The sequence below is a fragment of the Bradyrhizobium quebecense genome (genome assembly GCF_013373795.3).
In the GTDB taxonomy this organism is placed as follows: Bacteria; Pseudomonadota; Alphaproteobacteria; order Rhizobiales; family Xanthobacteraceae; genus Bradyrhizobium; species Bradyrhizobium quebecense.
In genome coordinates this window covers 243,831-260,180 of record NZ_CP088022.1, presented here as the reverse complement: position 1 = coordinate 260,180, position 16,350 = coordinate 243,831, and the positions used below count along the sequence as shown (strand labels likewise).

Sequence of the window (16,350 nt, the reverse complement as noted above, 5' to 3'; positions counted from 1 at the left end):
GGCGCCTCGGTCAGACGCGTCACGTGGTCGATTTTCGAACGGGGCCGGCAGCCTTGGCTGCCGCCCTCGTCTGCGGCTCAGGTCGGCTTGCCGCGCCCGCTCTTCTCGGCCGCGCGGCGCAGCGCCTCGGCGAGCGCGCCGCCGCCGGACTGCTCCTGCGGACGGCGCGGAGCCGACGACGTCATCTTGGCCGAGCCGCGCGAGAAATCGCGCGACGGGCCAGCGTTGTCCTTCTTCGGACCGATCTCGTCGTCGAGCCGCAGCGTCAGCGCGATGCGCTTGCGCGCGACCTCGACGTCCAGAACCTTGACCTTGACGATGTCGCCCGGCTTCACCACCTCGCGCGGGTCCTTGATGAAATTCCTCGACATGGCGGAGATGTGCACCAGGCCATCCTGGTGCACGCCGATATCGACGAAAGCGCCGAAGGCGGCGACGTTGGTCACGGTGCCTTCGAGGATCATGCCCTTCTTGAGATCCTTGACCTCTTCGACGCCATCCTTGAACACCGCCGCCTTGAACGCCGGACGCGGGTCGCGGCCGGGCTTTTCCAGCTCGCGCAGAATGTCGGTGACGGTCGGCAGACCGAAGGTGTCGTCGACGAAGGATTGCGGCCTGAGCCCGCGCACCACATCGGCATTGCCGATCAGCGCCTTGATATCGCTCTTGGTGGCCTCGAGGATACGGCGCACGACAGGATAGGCTTCCGGGTGCACGCCGGATGAATCGAGCGGGTCCTCGCCATTGCTGATGCGCAGGAAGCCGGCGCATTGCTCGAACGCCTTCGGCCCGAGCCGCGGCACCTCCTTCAGTGCCTTGCGCGACTTGAACGGGCCGTTGGCGTCGCGATGCTGCACGATGCTCTGCGCCAGCCCCTGTCCGATACCCGACACCCGCGAGAGCAGCGGCACCGAGGCGGTATTGGCATCGACGCCGACCGCGTTCACGCAGTCTTCCACCACGGCATCGAGCGAGCGCGCCAGCTTGGCCTCGCCGAGATCGTGCTGGTACTGGCCGACGCCGATCGCCTTCGGATCGATCTTGACGAGCTCGGCCAGCGGATCCTGCAGGCGCCGCGCGATCGAGACCGCGCCGCGAATGGTGACGTCGAGGTCGGGCAATTCGTTCGAGGCGAAGGCGGAGGCCGAGTAGACCGATGCGCCGGCTTCGGAGACCACGATCTTGGTCATCTTTCGCTCGGGCAGCCGCTTCACGAGCTCGGCGGCGAGCTTGTCGGTCTCGCGCGAGGCGGTGCCGTTGCCGATCGCGATCAGCTCGACGCCATGCTCGATCGCGAGCTTGCCGAGAATGGCCAGCGCCTCGTCCCAGCGCCGCTGCGGCTCGTGCGGAAAGATCGCCGTATGCGCCACCACCTTGCCGGTGGCATCGATCACCGCGACCTTGACGCCGGTGCGATAGCCGGGGTCGAGCCCCATGGTGGCGCGCGGGCCGGCCGGCGCCGCCAGCAGCAGATCGCGCAAATTCGAGGCGAACACGCGCACCGCCTCGGTCTCGGCCGCGGTCCACAGCCGCATCCGCAGGTCGATGTTGAGATGGATCTGGATCTTGGTACGCCAGGCCCAGCGCACCGTCTCCGTCAGCCACTTGTCGCCCTTGCGGCCCTGGTTGGAGATCGCAAAGCGGTTCATGATCCGGAGTTCGTAGAGGCCGGGCACACCCGCCACAGGCTCCTGCGCCTCCGGCTTGATTGCGAGGTCGAGGATCTCTTCCTTCTCGCCGCGGAACAGCGCCAGGATGCGATGCGACGGCAGCTTCGGCAGCGGCTCGGAGAAATCGAAATAGTCCTTGAACTTCTCGCCTTCGGTCTTCTTGCCGGTGCGGACGGTCGAGGCCATGATGCCGTTCGACCACATCTCCTCGCGCAGCGCCCCGATCAGGTCGGCATCCTCGGCGAAGCGCTCGACCAGGATCGCGCGCGCGCCGTCCAGCGCGGCGGCGACGTCGGCGACCTGCTTTTCGGCATTGACGAAGGGCGAAGCGGCCTCGTTCGGATCGTTCTGCGGCTGGGTCAAAAGGAGATCGGCGAGCGGCTCCAGCCCGGCCTCCTTGGCGATCTCGGCCTTGGTGCGGCGCTTCGGCTTGTACGGCAGATAGATGTCTTCCAGGCGGCCCTTGCTGTCGGCCGCCATGATCTGAGCTTCGAGCGCGGCATCGAGCTTGCCCTGCTCGCGAATCGAATTGAGCACCGCGGTGCGCCGTTCCTCGAGCTCGCGCAGATAGGTCAGCCGCTCTTCCAGTGTGCGCAGCTGGGCGTCATCGAGCGCGCCGGTGAGCTCCTTGCGGTATCGCGCGATGAACGGCACCGTGGCGCCGCCGTCGAGCAGCGTCACCGCCGCCTCGACCTGCTCGTCGCGAACTCCCAGCTCCTGCGCAATCTGATGATGGATCTTTGCCACGCCTGTCTCTCTCACCCCGTTGCGCCGCCAAATCACCGATGGCGCGGACGCCGCTTATGGACCATCCCGGAATGATTCATCAAGGCGCGCTGTGGATCAAATTTGGCGCCTTGCGCGCGCTATTTCCGGGATGTTGGCCGTCCGCGACTTGACAAATAGACCCGCGCCGCATTGCCGCCGAAAATCGCAGCTCTTGCTTCACTTGACAAATCAGCAAGCAAGGTCTCTGCCGCCGCGAACCATTGCGCATAGCCGCCGGCAAGATTGACGACCGGCCAGTCGCTGCCCCACAGCATCCGCTGCGGCCCGAAACATGCCAGTCCATGATCCACGGCCTCGCGCAAATCGGCGACCTGCCAGTTCGGCGCCGCCTCCGTCGCGAGGCCCGACAGCTTGCAGACGACGTTGGACCGTAACGCAAGGCTTGCGATGTCAGTCTTCCAGGCCGCGATGTCGCCGGTCGCGAGTTGCGGCTTGCCGAGATGGTCGAGCACGAATTGCAGGTCCGGATGGCGATCAACCACCTGAACAAGCCGTGGCAAATGGCGCGGCAGCGCCAGCGCGTCGAAGACCAGATCATGCCGCACCATGGCCTCGAGCGGCGCCGCCAGTTCCGGCCGCAGCAGCCAGTCATCATCGGCGATGTCCTGCACCATCGGCCGCAGACCGACCAGCAGTTCGCGATCGGCGATCGCATCGATCCGCGCCGCGGCATCGGCGGCATCGAAATCGATCCAGCCGACCACGCCGCGTACCAGCTCCGAGCCCTTGGCGACGTCGAGCATGAACGCAGTCTCCGCCTCGGTCGGCGCCGCCTGCACCAGGATCGTACCCTCGATGGCGGCCGCGGCGAGATGCGGCATCAGGTCGGCCAGGCCGAAGTCGCGGTAGATCGGCCCGCGTTCGGGCGTCAGCCAGCCGTAATCGGCGCGCGCCAAGGTCCACACATGGTGATGGGCATCGATCCGCATCATGCCGGCACCGGCGCGTGCTGATCGAGCAGCCGCTCGGCTTTCAGGTCACGCCAAAGCGCGGCGGGGACGGACGACGACAAGGCGGCGGCGTTGCGCTCGACCTCCTGCGGAGTTTGTGCGCCGAGCACGACGCTCGCGACCGCCGGATGGCCCAGCGCGAAATGCAGCGCGGCGGTCGCGAGCGCCACGCCGTTGATACGGCAGACGCGTTCGATTGCCGCCACCTTCCGCATCACGTCGGGCGGCGCGTCCTTGTAATTGTACTTGGCGCCGGCAACCGCGCCGGTCGCCAGGATGCCGGAGTTGAACACGCCGCCGAGCATCACGCCGATGCCCTGCGCCTGCGCCAGCGGCAGGAATTCGGCAAGCGCGGGCTGCTCGAGCAGCGAATAGCGGCCGGCAAGCAGCATGGTGTCGAACCTGCCGGCCCTGGCAAAGCGCACGCACATCTCGGCCTCGTTAACGCCGATCCCGATGCCCCTCACCACGCGCTCGGCGCGCAACTTGTCGAGCGCGACATAGGCGCCCTCCATCGCCTCGCGGAATCTGGCTTCGATCGCATCGGCGCCATGGGTCCAGACGTCGACGTCGTGGATCAACAGCAAGTCGATATGATCGGTGCCGAGCCGCAGCAATGACTGCTCGACGGAGCGCATGGTGCCGTCATAGGAATAATCGACCACCGCGCGATGCGGCTGGCCGCCGACGAAGTTCGAGCCGTCGCCGCGGCCATGGAACGCGTCCATCCAGCGCCCGACCTTGGTGCAGACGACGATATCGTCACGCGCCACGCGGCGCAACGCGGTGCCGCAGCGATGCTCGGCGAGACCATGCCCGTAGAGCGGTGAGGAATCGAGCAGGTTCACGCCCAGCGCAAACGCCCGTTCCGCGGCTGCGATCGCTGTGGCGTCGTCGAGCCTCGTGAAGAGGTCGCCGAGCGGCGCGGTGCCGAAGCCGAGGATGGAAACGTCGAGCCCGGTGCGGCCGAGCCTGCGGCGCGGCAGTGCCGACGCAGGCGCCGGATGTGAGGATGGAGATTGGTTCACCGTGACGGCTCCCTTGCAGTTTTCTTGCTTGCAGGGAGAGTAGCCTCGCAGGCGATCCGAGCACAAGCGGACACGCCGTCAAGCGACAGTCGAAAGTTCCGTGCCACCGTGGATCCGACGTGAGAACGCGATCCTATTCGTCGCCGGAGTTGATCTCCTTGGCCACATTGTCGACCACCACGGGACTTTCGAAGTATGTAACCGTCGGATCGGCGCCGTATTTGTCCCGGGCGCGGGCGCGCCACGCAGCGGTGTACAGCGCTTCCGCCTCACCCCTCGAGTTCCAGAAATAGATGCCTCCGGCCGTCATGCCGTCCTCGGACAGCACGTAGGTCTTGCGAAACAGCCCCGGTACGTCGCGATAGAGCGATGCGGTGCTCAGGAAGATGCTGCGCGCTTCCTCGCGCGTGACCGGCTTTGGCAATTTGAACGTCGTGACGGCGGTGATCATCAGAACCTCCCGAGGGACCATTCTTGACATGATCATCAAACTTGACAATTATGTCAATAATGATCCGGTGGAGCGAATCGCATGGTAGGTGTGCGTCAGTTTGACGAGGACGCGGTGATCGCGACCGCACTCGACGTGTTCTGGCGCAGGGGCCTGCACGACGCGACCATGCAGGACCTCGCGGAGGCGACCGGCGTACAGCGCGGCAGCCTCTACAACGCCTATGGCGACAAGGAAGCGATCTTCCTGCGCGCTTTCGATCGGTATGCCGGGCAATTCCTGGATGCGGCCGGCAACGCGCTGTCCCACGACGACGCCGCGGCGGGGCTGGGGCACTTCTTCGACATGATCATCGTCAACATGACCGACGGCTCGCCGACGCGCGGCTGCCTGACCACGCGCACGGCGCTCGACGCGGCCATTTCAAGCGCGGATGTGCGGCAGCGCGTGCGGGATGTGCTCACGCGGCTCGAGCAGCTGATCGGCAAGGCCCTCGGCAAGGCGCTGGGCAAGCGCAGCGCGGCCGATGCGAACCGGCTGGCGCGCGTCATCGTGACGTACACGCGCGGGCTGGCGGTGATGGAGCGTGCCGGATACAGTCGCAAGCAGTTGAGGGATTTGGCCGCGACGTTCATCGACGCGGTCGTTGGCCATGCCTGAGGTCACGGTTCAGCCCGGCTGCCTGCGCGACCATGCGCCGACGAAGGTCGGCAGCGCAAAAACGCCCTGCGTGGCGACCACCTCGCTGCGCAGGCGCTCGGCAAAACTGTCCAGCGCCAGATCCGCTTCCGTGGCAACGCCGAGCTTGACGATATGCGGCAGATTGCTGCGCAGGCCGCTCGCCATGTAGTCGTAACCGTCGAAATCCGTCCCGCCTCCGGCCGGGGCAAACAGGCTCATGCGCGGCGCGGGAAGCCCGGCCGCCACGAAGGCGCCGTGCAACGACAATCCCATGCGGTTGTTCAGACCCGCCCGGTGGAACATCTCCTTCACAATGCCCCACGCCTGCGACAGCAGCGGCGATGGCGGATTGGCGATCGGCCCCTCGCCCCAGTCGAGATCCTGGAACGCCACGAGGCCATCGGGCTTGACGTGCCCGAGCAAGTGTCGAATCAGCGCCGCGGGATCCTTCACATAAATCAGCACGAGCCGGCCGACGACCGCATCGAAATCCCGGTCGAGCTCGATCGTGCTGATATCGCCGACCCGGAACGAGACCTGGCTCAGGCCGAGCGAGCGCGCCGTGCCCGCGGCTTCCTCGACGATGGCGGGGTTGCTGTCGACCCCGACGACCGCCCCGCTTTCGCCAACCAGGCCAGCGGCAATGAAGGACACGTTGCCGGCTCCGCTTCCGACGTCGAGCACCTTCATGCCCCGCGAGAGCCCGGCCTCCTTCAGGAGTTGCCATGTGGACGCATCGTAGAGCTGCGACTGGCGCTTGAGCCTGTCGGTCTCCGCGGTCGAACGCCCCATCACATAGTTCGGATCGTAGCCGGACGTCTCTTGCATGGATCTACCCGCTTCGGTTCGTGAATATCAGGTGCCGGATTGCCGTTCGCCCGTGCTCGCCGGATGCAGGCTCGACAAGAAAGCTTGCAGATCCGACGCGAAGCGCTGCTCGAACGCGATGGCGCGGTGGGGTGAATGCCCGCATCCCTCATAGCGAACGATGTCGGCATGCGGATTGTCGTGCGCGAAGCGCGCATCGTGGTGCTCCAGCAAGGCCGCCCCACATCCAGGATCGGCCTGAATGATCCTGACGGGACAGAGGAATTCCCGCCCGGTCGGAATCGCCGCAAGAACGGAGGTCGCAACGTTTCCGTCTGCCCAGCACCGCCCGTCTTGCCGCTGCAGCGCTGACGCATGGCTCAACAGATGTCGGGAGCCGTAATGATCGCTACCGATCCCGCCCATGGGTGTCGGAGAGTCTGCGAGGAACGCCAGGTAGGTGCCGAGTGGCGCGCGCGCCTGCTGCCACGCCGCCTGACGCGCGCTGACGATCGAAAACAGTTTTGGGAATGCCGATTTCTCCCACTCGCCCGGCTGCCCAAGATACCATGGCGGATCCTCGAGGAAGGCGGCGCGCACATTGGCATCACCGCGCTGTGCCAGCACACCGGCAACGCAGCCGCCGAGTGAGTGCCCGACAATCACCGCCGGACGTCCGATTGCGGCCAATGCGGTCGCCGCGTCCGAAACATAGTCGGCGAGCGCGTAGCTCGGGGCCCGATCCGAGTGCCCGTGTCCCCGGAAATCCAGTGTCCAGACCCGGTATTGATCCTTCAGCCGGCCGCCGGTTTCCTGCCATGTGTCTCGGCTGAGCGACAGGCCGTGCAGAAACAGGATCGGTTCACCGTCCGGCGGGCCATCGACCGAAGCCGCAAGCCTGACGCCGTCATTGTCGAGCGTAATATCGGTCACCGAACATCTCCGTTGCGAAATACCATGAGCATCCGGCATCGGTCCGCCGGCTTGCAGTTCGGCATGACCTGCCGTCCGCCGGTCTCAGCGTCCGATCTGCCGGAACTTGTGTGTGAGGCCGTCGAGATAACCGACCCAGGTCGAATTGATCGGCTGGTTCTCGATCAGCGCGTGAAAGCGGATCATCATGCAGATCAAAAATAGCGGCTGGATGAATGCCGCGCGCACCGTCACCGCCAACAGGGCCGCGATGAAGACGGTGACCATGGCGCCATATTCCCCGACAGCCTCCGGCAACCAGACCGTCACCACGCCGGCGGGGACCAGCAGCAGCAGGCAAAGCAGGATGCTGAGGATGCGCTCGACGATGACCATCCAGACCGACGTCGCCAGGATCGGCTTGGCGTTCTGGCAATAGTAGACCAGTCCATCCTGGATGTTGCGCCTCGGATCGTCGCCGCCGCGCGCCAGATCGTAGGACAGCACCACCTTGTCCAGATAGCGCGTCGCGGCCGACAGATGGTGTTGAGCAGACCGACGATCGCCTTCATGCCGGGCGCCGGCAGCCAATCGCCAAGCGTATCGAGCGCATTGTGAAACGCGCGGAGCACGGCGCGGATCAGCGCACCAAGTCCGAACAGGATCGCGACCTCGCCGAACCGGTCCATCACGATCCGGCGGCCGTAGGCGAACTGCCCTTCGCTGCCGTTGCCGATGCGGCCATGCGTGATCAGCTCGGTCAGCACGGCGACATGGCCGCAGGCGATCATATTGAGCGTGTAGCGCAGGATGGCGCCCCAGATCCATCCGCCGAGCAGCAGGATGCCAAGCAGCCAGCAATAGCCGAACACGCTGGCGACATGGGTGCCGAGCCAGACCGCGCCGCCCACGGCGACGATGGCCCAGACCACGCACGCGGCGGCAAAGCCCAGCAACACGCCCCATCGCGCCAGCGCATAAGGCAGGGTCTCGAGCAACAGTTTCAGCGCGGCGCCAAGACCGTGATCGCGCACCAGCAGCGGGTAGGAGTGGGACGGTCCTTGAGACGGTCCTTGGGATTGTCCCGCAGCGTGCCAATCGGCTGAACCGCTGCGGCCGCCGCCATTGCTCAGGCTTATGTCAGACACGTGTCGCCTCTTGGGTTGTCGTGATCGACCTAAATTGGATTCAAAGGGATCGTTGTTGCGGGATCAGTTCGATGACCCATGCGGCATCCTGCCTTGTCCGCCGCGGACCAGGCGTCACAGCGCCAACACCTCGGGGCTGGCAGAGGGTTGGTCCGTTGGCGCTGTGAGCCGGCGCTCAGGCCGCGACATCGATCAGGGAGGAGCGCCGATGTCGCGGCCAGCGATCTCATTGACCGGCTGCTGGCAGCTCGGCGTAGTTGCCGTCCTTGTCGCGGCGGTACACGACGTAGTCGATCAGGGTGATGTCACCCTTCGGCGTGTAGCTGATGTTGCCGAGCACGGTGTCCCAGTTTCCACTCTTGATGGTCGCTGCGATCTTCTTGGCGTCCGTGGTCTGGGCGCGGGTGACGGCCTGGCTCCAGATCTGGAAGGCGGCATAGCTGTAGAGCGTGTAGCCGTCCGGATCGATGCCCTTGTCCTTGAACTTCTTCAAGGTCGCGGCCGCGGTCACCTTCTTGCGCGGATCGGGCGAGAAGGTGAACAGCGAGCCCTCGGCAAGCGGACCCGCGATCGCGGCGAACTGCTTGTCGACCAAGGCGTCGCCGCCCATCAGCACGGCATTGACGCCCTGCTCGCGCATCTGGCGCAGGATCAAGGCCGCCTCGGCGTAGTAGCCACCGACATAGACGAAATCGATCGATTCCTTCTTGAAGCGGGACACCAGCGCGGCAAAATCCTTGTCGCCCTTGGTGTAGGCTTCATAGAGCTTTTCCTTCACGCCCGCCGCGTTGATGGCGCTCTTCGTTTCGTCGGCAAGGCCTTTGCCGTAGGTCGTCTTGTCGTGGATGATCGCGACGTTCTTGGTCTTGTAGTTCTTGATGATATAGGCGGCCGCGACCATGCCCTGCTGGTCATCGCGGCCGCAGACGCGGAACGTGTTCCACAGCCCGCGCTCGGTGAAGAGCGGGTTGGTCGAGCCCGGCGTGATCTGCAGCACATTACCTTCGGCATAGGCGTCCGAGGCCGGAATCGAGGTCGACGAGCAGAAGTGCCCGACCACGAACGGAATCTTCGCGCCTGCCATCTTCTCGGCAACCGAGACCGCCTGCTTCGGATCGCAGGCGTCGTCGCCGACTTCCAGCTTCAGCTTCTTGCCGAGCACGCCGCCCGCCGCATTGATGTCGGCGATGGCGAGGTCAGCACCGTTCTTGAACTGCTGACCGAAGCTCGCCTCCGAGCCGGTCATCGGCCCAACCACGGCAACACTGATATCCTGGGCCACGGCCGCGCTGGACAATGCCAGGCTCGTGCCAAGCGCAAGAAAGTATCCTCGAAGTGCAAACTTCATCATATTCTCCTCGATGGTCTCAAGTCGCCTCAATGCATCGCAATCGACTGGTGTCGCCGGCCGCAACGATCACCGGGGGCTGCCTTGTATGCGCGCGATGAGCAGCAGGCTCGGACTGAGGCGACGGGGGATTGGACATATGCGACATTAGGCAACAATGTGAAACACGTTGCCGTGCATTGGCGCCTGGAATCGCCCTGTGTGCGCGTCAGCACATGGCTGATGGCTTGTCCGATCACGGCCGCACCAATGGCTCGGGCTCTGCCGGCTTGACGCCGGCTCCGACCGGTGCTGCCGCCTCAACGTGTGGCGCTTGTGCGCGCCTCCACCGGCCGCTAATGATCACCGCCTCGCACGGGCCGTGATCGGTTGCGGAGAGCCGTAAGGAACGGTCGGGCCGCATCAGGGGAATTCAGACGGTCGGTCAGGAACGCCGCGGCGCCGCGCGAATATCCGACGGCGTCACGCCGTAGTGCCGGCGGAAGGTGCGGTTGAAGTAGGACAGATCGCCGAACCCGACTTCGAAGGCAATCGTGCCAATGGTGGTGCGGCTGTGGCGCGGATCGGTCAGCAGATGATGCGCGCGCGCCAGGCGCTGGCCGAGCACGAATTCCGAGAATGTCGAACCCGCGCTCTCGAACAGCCTCTGGATATGGCGCGGCGTGAGCTTCAGCCGCGCAGCCACCGCGGGCAGCGTGAGGTCGCCATAGCTGAGATTGTCGCTGATATCGGCCTTGACCGCGGCAAGCCGGGCAGCCGCCAATCCGCCGTCCTCCGCGGCAACCGCCGCATCCCGGTTGGCGCCGATGATCAGCGCACCGAGATCGAGCAGGTGCTTGACGACGGCGCCGCGCAACTCGGGAGTCGAAAGCTGGTAGCTATCGTCGAGTTCCCTGATGTAAAGCGCCAAGAGGCGCATCGCCTCCGTGTTCGCGGGCAGGGGGCGGATCAGCATGTCTTCGGGATCGTTGACCAGCGAGGCCAGCGCCTTGCGCGGCAGCCGGAGGCCGACGAAGCGGCTCGGCGACACGGGCGCCACCATGGTGCCGGCTTCCGCGCTCGACTGCAGCACGGCCTGGCCCGGGCCGAGCTCGATATCGCGGCCGCGCTGCGAGGCACGGGTGTTGCCGCTCGTGATGATCGTCAGCACCAGGTCGTCGGTGCCGTCGAGCAGTTCGCGCGGTCTAGCGATCTTGAGATTGCTGCACGCCCACGATCCGATGCCGAGCCCGAACAATTCGCGCACATTCGCTTCGGCATGAAACGCGCCGTCGTCGAGCGGCTCCGGATCGAGCTTGACGATCATCCGCCCGATCTGCTCGCGAAAAATCGGCAAGCGGTCCCGCTCGCCGAAATGCGCGGTCGAGAATCGAAACCCTGTGATATCGCCCGACTGCATTGTCATCGGCTCGCCCCATGGTGGCGGAAGTCGCCGCTCATATACGGCTGTTTTGTGGCTGCGCACAGCGCAGCATGGGCGCCATGCAGCGCGGCTGCAAACGTGAACCTTTCGCGGGTTCCGCCGATGGCTCGATCTGACAAGTGTCAAGCATCGCGCATAAGCTTCGCAAATGCGCAGCGCAGCGCGCGCGACGCTCATCTGACGTCGTGCGCGAGATCGCGACCGGGGATAGAATCGTCCTCGATCGATAAACCGGAAGACGCCGTCCATGTCGGAGTGTGGACAATTATAATTGACTGACCGGACGGTCAATAGTAATCCAGACGCAGGTCACGCGACCTTCGGTCATCAGAAGCCGCAACGGGAGGTAATCATGGTCAGCGATTTGGTGTTGACCGATATCCGCGACGGATATCGCGTCCTGACGCTCAACAGGCCCGATCGCCTGAATTCATTCAGCGCCGAACTGCACACCGCCTTGCTCACCGCGTTGACGGACGCCGAGCAGGACAGATCCTGCCGCGCGCTGATCCTGACCGGAGCCGGACGCGGATTCTGCGCCGGCCAGGATCTTTCGGACGGCGTCTTCACGCCGGGCGAGACGCCGGATCTCTCCGTGCGAATTGAAAAATTCTACAACCCGCTGGTGCGCAAGCTGCGCAGCATCCCGATGCCAGTCGTGTGCGCGGTCAACGGCGTCGCGGCCGGCGCCGGCGCCAACGTCGCCTTTGCCTGCGACATCGTGATCGCCGCACGGTCGGCCAAGTTCATTCAGGCCTTCGCCAAGCTCGGCCTGGTCCCGGATTCCGGTGGCACCTGGTTCCTGCCGCGGCTGGTCGGACCTGCCCGGGGGCGCGCCTTGACCCTGCTGGCCGAGCCTGTCTCCGCAGAACAGGCACAGTCATGGGGCATGATCTGGAAGATGGTTGAGGATGCGGATCTGTTGACCGAGGCTCACGCCCTCGCCGCCAACCTCGCGACGCAACCCACGGATGGCCTCGCGCTGATCAAGCGGGCGCTCGATGCGTCCGAGACCAACACGCTCGACGCGCAGCTCGACCTCGAGCGCGATTTCCAGGGCCGCGCCGGGCGGACGTCGGATTTCGCCGAGGGCGTGACCGCGTTCCTCGAGAAACGCGCGCCGCGGTTCGTCGGACGCGCCTAGGCGCAGAATTGAACATTCCGCCGCCACGGCAAGACGCAACATAGATCACAGGTCAAAGGGTTCGATTTCAATGACACAGCCTCAATCCGGCGCCGCGCGAGCGGCAGAGCCTGTCATGAAGCTCAACAGCTTCGTCCGTGGACATTGGACCGGTTCCGGCGAACCGGCTGTAGCGATTCACAGTGCCGTGACCGGCGATGTCGTGGCGCTCGCGACCAGGAGCGATCTCGACATGCGCGAGATCCTCGCCTATGGCCGCGCGGTCGGCGGCAAGAATCTCCGCAAGCTATCGTTCCACCAGCGGGCGGGCCTGCTGAAGACGCTGGCCGACCATCTCAGCCAGCACAAGGACCGGCTTTACAAACTGTCGCTCCATGCGGGCGCAACCCGCACCGACGCCATGATCGACGTCGATGGCGGCATCGGCACGCTGTTCGCCTATGCCAGCAAGGGACGCCGCGAACTTCCGAACACCAGGTACCTGCTCGACGGCAACGTCGAGGGGCTCTCCAAGGGCGGCGCATTCGCCGGTCAGCACATCGCCACGCCATTGCACGGCGTTGCCGTGCATATCAACGCGTTCAACTTCCCATGCTGGGGCATGCTGGAGAAGCTGGCACCCGCGCTGCTCGCCGGCGTTCCCGTCATCACCAAGCCCGCAACCGTCACCTCCTATGTCGCCTACGAGCTGGTGCGGATGATCACGGAATCGGGAGCACTGCCGGAAGGCACCCTGCAATTCATTGTCGGATCGACCGGCGACCTGTTCGACCATCTCACCTGCCAAGATGTGGTATCCTTTACGGGCTCGGCCGACACCTCGCAAAAGCTGCAACGGCATCCGGTCATCGCGCGCGAGGCCGTCAGGTTCATCGCCGAGCGGGATTCGCTCAACGCCGCGATCCTGGCGCCGGACGCCGTGCCGGGAAGTCCGGAGTTCGACCTCTTCATCAAGGAGGTGGCGAAGGAGATGACGGTCAAGGCCGGGCAGAAATGCACCGCGATCCGCCGCGCATTGGCGCCATCAACGCAGATCGACGCCGTCATCACGGCGCTGCGCGAGCGTCTCGCTAAGGTCACGATCGGCAATCCCGAGAACGAGAAGGTCAGGATGGGACCGCTGGTCGGCCTTGCCCAGCGCAGCGATGTGCTTGCTCACGTGGCGAGGCTTCGCACCGAAGCCGAACTGGTGGCCGGCGATCCCGACCACTTCGAGCTGGTCGACGCCGACGCCAAACGCGGCGCCTTCGTCCCGCCGCTGCTGCTGCATTGCCCCAAGCCGCTCACAGCAACCGCGGTCCACGAGATCGAGGCGTTCGGGCCGGTCTGCACCGTGATGGGCTATGACGATCTGGACCAGGCCATCGCGCTGACCAATCGCGGCGGCGGCAGCCTGGTCGCATCCGTCTACACCCACGACATTCCGACCGCGACCGAGCTCGCGTTCGGCATCGGCAGCTTTCACGGCCGTGTCGCGATCATCGATCGCGACTGCGCGGCCGAGCACACCGGACACGGCTCGCCAATGCCGCAGATGGTTCACGGCGGTCCCGGCCGCGCCGGCGGCGGCGAGGAACTGGGCGGCGTCCGCAGTCTCCAGCACTACATGCAGCGCACCGCGTTGCAGGGCTCGCCTCGCATGCTGAGCGGCGTCACCGGCCGCTGGTTCAAGGGCAGCCCGATGCTCGAAGGTGATCTGCACCCGTTCCGCTATCACTACGACGATCTCGATATTGGCCGCACGCTGGTCTCGAAGGCGCGGCAGATCACGCTCGACGACATCGAGCACTTCGCGCATTTCACGGGCGACACCTTCTACGCTCATATGGACGAAGAAGCGACCAAGGGACATCCGTTCTTCCCGGGCCGCGTCGCGCATGGCTACCTGCTGCTGTCGTTTGCGGCCGGCCTGTTCGTCGATCCCGACTACGGGCCGGTGCTGGCGAATTACGGCCTCGATAGCCTGCGCTTCGTGAAGCCGGTCCAACCGGGCGAACAGATCCAGGTGCGGCTGACCGCGAAGGAGAAGACGCCGCGCAACAAGCAGTATGGCGAGGTGCGCTGGGACGTCGAGATCACGACCGGGACCGGCGAGACCGCAGCGACATATGAACTTCTGACGATGAATGCGATGCGGACGTAACGCGCAGCTCAGAGCAACTCGGCCTGCCGGCTTCGGCCGGCGGGCTTTGCCTTGCTGCGCGGCCGGCTGGCGGCGGCATCCGCGGCACCCGCCAACACCAGTTGCGCGACGAAGTCGGCGTATTCGGCGCGGGTCATCGGCCCGCCCTCGCGAAACCACATATAATGCCAGTTCAGCATGCCGAACACGCTCATCGTCAGCGGCTTGAGGACGCGCTTCTGCTTCGCCGCCGGCACGGCCGCGGCGAGCGCATCCGACATGATCCCGACCAGGATCCGCTCGCTCGCAAGCAGCGGCTGCTGCTTGTCCTTCGGCAACAGCTTGAGACTAGCAATCTGGACCTGATGCTCGGCGTCGGCATGCCGGTAGAGCTCGAGCAGGGTCGCCACGATCGTTCGGAAGCGCTCGACCGGATCGCCGGCCTGCGCGCTCGCCTTCCGGACCGCCGCCACCAGCTTCTCGAGATGCGACGACAGTATATCGAACAGGATCGCTTTCTTGTCCGGATAATAGTGATAGAGCAGCGCCTTCGAGACACCGCACGCATCCGCGATCGTGTTCATCGACGTGCCGACATAGCCCGATGCGGCAAACAGCTCGGCCGAGCGATGCAGCATCGAGAGGCGCTTGTCGTCGTAGTCCTTGGCGCGCGATCGGGCCATGTCTTTCCGTTCTATTCGGCCGGGTATTCGGCTCTCGTCTTGAGGTGTGAATCAAATGACGGCAAAATTTCGGGACCACCGCCCTGCTTGCGCCGAGCCGCGTCCGAGCCAGCATTTATTGACCATCCGGTCGAATAATTCCATGCCTGAGTTGGAATGGCGCCTCTCCGGGACCTCAGTCGAGCTTGAACGGCTCCGATCCGGGATAGGAATGGGCGACGAACTCGCAGAAGGCGCGGGCCGCCGGTGAAAGCGTGGCGTTGCCCTTCCAGGCAAGCCCGACATCCATGGTATGAACGTCGTCATCAAGCGTCTTGAGCTCGATGCGATGTCCCTCGAGCGACCAGGGACGGTAGACCATGTCCGACAGGATGGTGATCCCCATCCCGGTCGCGACCATGCTGCGGACGGCCTCCACCGACAGGGTGCGGAAGATGACGTTGGGCACGTGCGCCGTATGTTGCCAGTAGCGCATTGCGGAGCGCTCGGCCTCATCGACGGTCAACATGAGATAAGGCTCGCTCGCCAGGTCGGTCAGCTTGATGTTGTCCTTGCGCAGCAGCGGATGATTGACGCATGTCCACAACCGACGCGCCGAGCGCAACAGCAGCCGCGAGCGAATGGAGTGGCGGTCATGCAGGTTCGCAATCAGCATGATGGCCGCATCGACGCTGCCGCTGATCAGGCTCTGCTCGATCGCATCACGCTGAAACTCGTGCAGCCGGACCGTGATGCCGGGAAAAGACCGCCAGAACCGCGTTAGCAACGGCGGCAGGAAATATCCGGCAACGGTATAGCTCACGGCCACGTCCACGGTGCCGTCGACCTGTGTCCCCCAGCGATGCGGCCCCCGCGTCGCATCTGACACGCTCGCCTCGATCGCGCGGGCGCGCTGCAAGAACTCGTGGCCGTCAAAAGTCAGCGTCACGCCGTTGGAATGGCGGTCGAACAATTTGCGGCCAAGCTCAGCCTCGAGGGCCTTGATCGACGACGTGACCGCCGATTGCGTCACGTTCAGAGCTGCCGCGGCTGCGGAAACGCGTCCGCTCTCCGCCGTCGCGATGAAGTGCCGAACCTGACGGAACGTCAGAGACATAAAAATTTCCGATATCAGCGAACGATATTTCGAATTTTACAATCCCGCGACGGAACGGAAAGATCAATCCGTCGGTTCCGGGTGAGAAGGCGTTGGGA

The 16,350-nt window shown here is 64.9% G+C and carries 15 protein-coding genes; 3 read left to right on the top strand and 12 right to left on the bottom strand.

Annotation, left to right across the window (positions count from 1 at the left end; all coding sequences use genetic code 11):
* Positions 1-77: 77 nt before the first annotated feature.
* From HU230_RS01380 to HU230_RS01365, 4 genes are all read right to left on the bottom strand, one after another.
* The gene (locus HU230_RS01380) at positions 78-2,417 is read right to left on the bottom strand and encodes a Tex family protein (protein ID WP_176533299.1); all 2,340 of its coding nucleotides are present in this window, start codon (positions 2,415-2,417) and stop codon (positions 78-80) included.
* Between the two features lie 119 nt (positions 2,418-2,536).
* A complete protein-coding gene (locus HU230_RS01375) occupies positions 2,537-3,391 on the bottom strand; it encodes an amidohydrolase family protein (RefSeq protein WP_176533300.1) in 855 nt (284 codons plus the stop codon).
* Complete coding sequence (locus tag HU230_RS01370; RefSeq protein WP_224942857.1) at positions 3,388-4,437, bottom strand: aldo/keto reductase; 1,050 nt, start codon at positions 4,435-4,437, stop codon at positions 3,388-3,390. Before HU230_RS01370 ends, HU230_RS01375 begins: the two co-directional genes overlap by 4 nt.
* A gap of 133 nt (positions 4,438-4,570) precedes the next feature.
* A complete protein-coding gene (locus HU230_RS01365; protein WP_176533301.1) occupies positions 4,571-4,888 on the bottom strand; it encodes a monooxygenase in 318 nt (105 codons plus the stop codon).
* 81 nt (positions 4,889-4,969) lie between these two features.
* On the opposite strand from HU230_RS01365, the gene HU230_RS01360 reads away from it, so the two are divergent.
* Positions 4,970-5,548 (top strand): TetR/AcrR family transcriptional regulator, encoded by a 579-nt coding sequence (locus HU230_RS01360; protein ID WP_176533302.1) that lies wholly within the window; start codon positions 4,970-4,972, stop codon positions 5,546-5,548.
* Positions 5,549-5,557: 9 nt separating this feature from the next.
* On the opposite strand, the gene HU230_RS01355 is transcribed toward HU230_RS01360, so the two are convergent.
* The 6 genes from HU230_RS01355 to HU230_RS01330 all read right to left on the bottom strand — a co-directional run bounded on the left by HU230_RS01355 (position 5,558) and on the right by HU230_RS01330 (position 11,189).
* Positions 5,558-6,397: a class I SAM-dependent methyltransferase gene (locus HU230_RS01355; RefSeq protein ID WP_176533303.1), complete on the bottom strand. Its 840-nt coding sequence runs from the start codon at positions 6,395-6,397 to the stop codon at positions 5,558-5,560.
* A 27-nt stretch (positions 6,398-6,424) separates the two neighbouring features.
* Positions 6,425-7,309: an alpha/beta fold hydrolase gene (locus tag HU230_RS01350; RefSeq protein WP_176533304.1), complete on the bottom strand. Its 885-nt coding sequence runs from the start codon at positions 7,307-7,309 to the stop codon at positions 6,425-6,427.
* Positions 7,310-7,393: 84 nt separating this feature from the next.
* Entirely contained in the window at positions 7,394-7,684 is a 291-nt protein-coding gene (locus HU230_RS01345; protein WP_176533305.1) for a hypothetical protein, read from the bottom strand.
* On the bottom strand, positions 7,615-8,436 hold the full coding sequence (locus HU230_RS01340; protein ID WP_176533306.1) for a hypothetical protein: 822 nt from the start codon (positions 8,434-8,436) through the stop codon (positions 7,615-7,617). Before HU230_RS01340 ends, HU230_RS01345 begins: the two co-directional genes overlap by 70 nt.
* A gap of 226 nt (positions 8,437-8,662) precedes the next feature.
* The gene (locus tag HU230_RS01335) at positions 8,663-9,784 is read right to left on the bottom strand and encodes a branched-chain amino acid ABC transporter substrate-binding protein (protein ID WP_176533307.1); all 1,122 of its coding nucleotides are present in this window, start codon (positions 9,782-9,784) and stop codon (positions 8,663-8,665) included.
* A gap of 424 nt (positions 9,785-10,208) precedes the next feature.
* Complete coding sequence (locus HU230_RS01330) at positions 10,209-11,189, bottom strand: AraC family transcriptional regulator (RefSeq protein WP_176533308.1); 981 nt, start codon at positions 11,187-11,189, stop codon at positions 10,209-10,211.
* Positions 11,190-11,559: 370 nt separating this feature from the next.
* On the opposite strand from HU230_RS01330, the gene paaG reads away from it, so the two are divergent.
* Together paaG and paaZ are read left to right on the top strand one after the other, a co-directional pair.
* Positions 11,560-12,351: a 2-(1,2-epoxy-1,2-dihydrophenyl)acetyl-CoA isomerase PaaG gene (paaG, locus tag HU230_RS01325; protein WP_176533309.1), complete on the top strand. Its 792-nt coding sequence runs from the start codon at positions 11,560-11,562 to the stop codon at positions 12,349-12,351.
* Between the two features lie 115 nt (positions 12,352-12,466).
* Positions 12,467-14,494: a phenylacetic acid degradation bifunctional protein PaaZ gene (gene paaZ, locus HU230_RS01320; protein WP_176533310.1), complete on the top strand. Its 2,028-nt coding sequence runs from the start codon at positions 12,467-12,469 to the stop codon at positions 14,492-14,494.
* 8 nt (positions 14,495-14,502) lie between these two features.
* On the opposite strand, the gene HU230_RS01315 is transcribed toward paaZ, so the two are convergent.
* On the bottom strand, positions 14,503-15,156 hold the full coding sequence (locus HU230_RS01315; protein ID WP_176533311.1) for a TetR/AcrR family transcriptional regulator: 654 nt from the start codon (positions 15,154-15,156) through the stop codon (positions 14,503-14,505).
* A 175-nt stretch (positions 15,157-15,331) separates the two neighbouring features.
* The gene (locus tag HU230_RS01310; RefSeq protein WP_176533312.1) at positions 15,332-16,252 is read right to left on the bottom strand and encodes a LysR substrate-binding domain-containing protein; all 921 of its coding nucleotides are present in this window, start codon (positions 16,250-16,252) and stop codon (positions 15,332-15,334) included.
* Positions 16,253-16,350 lie beyond the last annotated feature (98 nt).